The organism is Burkholderia sp. Ac-20379 (genome assembly GCF_017104645.1).
GTDB lineage: Bacteria > Pseudomonadota > Gammaproteobacteria > Burkholderiales > Burkholderiaceae > Burkholderia.
In genome coordinates this window covers 1-2,844 of record NZ_JAAGPF010000564.1, presented here as the reverse complement: position 1 = coordinate 2,844, position 2,844 = coordinate 1, and the positions used below count along the sequence as shown (strand labels likewise).

The following is a 2,844-nucleotide window of genomic DNA, read 5'->3' as shown; positions in this document are numbered from 1 at the left end:
GGCCGCGCGCCGTGGCCGGCGCCGCCGCGCGCGGCCTGTTCGGCCAGGCGCCGCCGGTCGATCTTGCCGATCTTGGTCAGCGGCCAGGCGGCGGCGACGTCGAGCTGGTCGGGCAGCTTGTGGCGCGCGAGGCCGCGCTCGCGCAGGAAGGCGTGCAGTTCTCTCAGGTTCGGCGCCCCCGACGGCGCCAGCACGAAGGCGCAACTGCGTTCGCCCAGCACCGGATCGGGCGCGGCCACCACCACCGCGTCGTCGATCGCCGGATGGGCGCGCAGATGCTGCTCGATTTCGGCCGTGGCGATCTTCTCGCCGGCGCGATTGATTTGTTCCTTGATGCGGCCTTCCACGATCAGGTTGCCGCCCGGCGCAAGGCGCACCAGATCGCCGGAGCGGTAGAAGCCGGCCGCGGTGAAGGCCGCGGCTTCGGCCGCGCCGCCGCGCCAATAGCCGCGGATCGTGTAGGGGCCGCGCGTGAGCAGCTCGCCGGTTTCGCCGGGCGCGACCTCCGCGCCGCCGGCGTCGACGATGCGGATCTCGTCGTCGGCCGAGAGCGGACGCCCCTGCGTGTGCAGGACGATGTCGTCGGCGTCGCCGGGGCGCGTGTAGCAGAGCAGGCCCTCGGCCATCCCGAACACCTGCTGCAGCCCGCAGCCGAGCGCGGGCCCGACGCGCCGCGCCGCGTCCGCCTCGAGGCGCGCGCCGCCCACCTGCAGCAGCGTCAGGCTCGACAGGTCGTCGGCCATCCCGCCGCCCGCGTCCGCGTCGGCCTCGCGCGCCTGCAGCCATTGCTGCACGAGTTGCGGCACCAGCGCGGTGATCGTCACGCGCTCGCGCGCGATCAGCTCGAACGCCTCGTCGCTGCCCGGCGTGCGCGCCATCACCACGCGGCCGCCCATCGCGAGCGTGCCGATCAGGCCCGGGCAGGCGAGCGGGAAATTGTGCGCGAGCGGCAGCGCGGCCAGATAGACGGTATCGGCGTCCAAGCCGCAGAGCCGCGCCGAGGCCTGCGCGTTGTAGCCGTAGTCGGCATGGGTGCGCGCGATCAGCTTCGGCATGCCGGTGGTGCCGCCCGATTGCAGCAGCAGCGCCGGGGCGTCGGGATCGAGCGCGACGGCCGATGCCCACGGCGCGTGGCCGCCGTCGTCGAGCGCGGCCAGCGACAGATCGGGGCCGGCCGCGCCGTCGATCAGCACGTGCCGCAACGACGGGCACTGCGTGCGCAACGCGTGCGCCATCGGCCGGTAGTCGAAGCCGAGGAAGCGCTCGGGCATCACGCAGGCCACCGGCGCGGCGCGCGTGCAGAGCGATGCCAGTTCGGCAAGCCGCTGCGACGGCATCGCGAGCAGCGGCAGCGCGCCGGCCCGCAGCAGCGCGAAGAAGGCGGCCGCGAACGCGGCGCCGTTCGGCAATTGCAGCAGGACCACGTCGCCCGGCGCGATGCCGAGCCGGGCGAAGCCGGCGGCGAGGCGGTCGGCGCGGCGATCCAGCTCGGCGTAGCTGCAATGCGCCGCGCCGTCGATCAACGCGGTGCGCTCGCCGTGGCGCGCGGCCCAGCCGCGCAGGCGCTCGCCGAGCGTGATGCGCTGCCAGTCTCCATGCGGATCGTGGCGAGGCGGTGCGGATTCCGGTCGGGCTAGGGCAGAGGCGTTCATCGGGGGCTCCGTAAGTGCGAAGTAAATGCGAATCGTTATTGATTGCGCGCCCCTCGACTACCCGAAAACGAACCGGATTACCCGCATCGGCATTCTTGCTGCCGTCTCGCCAAAGGCCGCGCCCGGCGCGGGAAAATCGTCCGCATCGGGGCACTTCGGCTACCGATTCGGGTAGTGCGCGGGCCGTGCCGGGAGGAAGCTTCGCGGACGGCCCGTGCGCCGCCGGCGACCGGGCGGCGGCTCGCGGGACGCCTGGATCCGTGGAGGGACCCGATGACACGAGAACGCCACGGCAGCCCGTGGTCGACGCTGTTGAGCCTGCTGCGCGGCCATCGCGCGCGGTTGGCCGCCGCCATGGCGCTGGCAGTCGGCGCGGCAGTGCTGGAACTGGCGCCGTACGCGCTGCTGTGCGAATCGGCGGTGCGGCTGTTCGCGCGCGGGCCGGGCGCGGCGCACGCAGCGTGGCTGCCGCTCGTCGGCGGCTTCGCGCTCGCGCTGCTCGGCAAGTACGCGCTGGTTTCGTGGGCTTATTTCCTGAGCCATCACGCGGCCTACCGGATCCTGATGGATACGCGCCAGCGCCTCGCGCGGCAGCTCGCGGGCGCGCCGCTGGCCTGGCTGCAACGCCACGAATCGGGCGCGCTGCGCAAGCTGCTGCTGCAGGACGTGGATCGCATCGAGCAGTTCATCGCCCATCACCTGGTGGAAGTGACGGCCGCGGCGGTGGCTCCACTGCTGGTGTTCGCGGTGCTGCTCGCGATCGACTGGCGGCTGGCCATGGCCGCGGTGGCCACGCTGCCGCTGGCGATCCTGTTCCAGGCGCTCGCGATGCGCGGCGCGGGCCCGCTGATGGCCGACTACCAGCGCGCGAACGCGGATCTGAACGGCGCGTCGATCGAATACCTGCGCGGCATGCGCGTGATGAAGACCTACCGGCAGGACGCGCGCTCGTTCGCGCGGATGCGCGAGGGGCTCGCGCGCTATCACGACATCGTGCGCCGCGTGACGCGCCGCACCGTGCCGGGCTGGTCGATCTTCATGGTGCTGCTCAACGCCAATCTGGTGCGGACGGCCCAGGTGCGAGGTGACCATCACGGCGGCGCCAGCGTCGAGCGCCGCGCGGATCGCCGGAACCGACGCGCGCACGCGGGTGTCTTCGGTGATGTTGCCGTGATCGTCCTGCGGCACGTTC

At 72.9% G+C, this 2,844-nt stretch carries 1 protein-coding gene and 2 pseudogenes; 1 reads left to right on the top strand and 2 read right to left on the bottom strand.

The genetic code is table 11. The features are described from left to right. On the bottom strand, window positions 1-1,652 hold a 1,652-nt coding region (locus G3N92_RS32760; RefSeq protein WP_206131670.1), incomplete at its 3' end, for an AMP-binding protein. Window positions 1,653-1,925: 273 nt separating this feature from the next. Between G3N92_RS32760 and G3N92_RS32755 the strand changes: the two are divergent. Continuing rightward, window positions 1,926-2,603, top strand: a pseudogene (locus tag G3N92_RS32755) (ABC transporter transmembrane domain-containing protein); the annotation flags it as partial. A gap of 108 nt (window positions 2,604-2,711) precedes the next feature. On the opposite strand, the pseudogene pgk reads toward G3N92_RS32755, so the two are convergent. Continuing rightward, window positions 2,712-2,844, bottom strand: a pseudogene (gene pgk, locus G3N92_RS32750) (phosphoglycerate kinase); the annotation flags it as partial.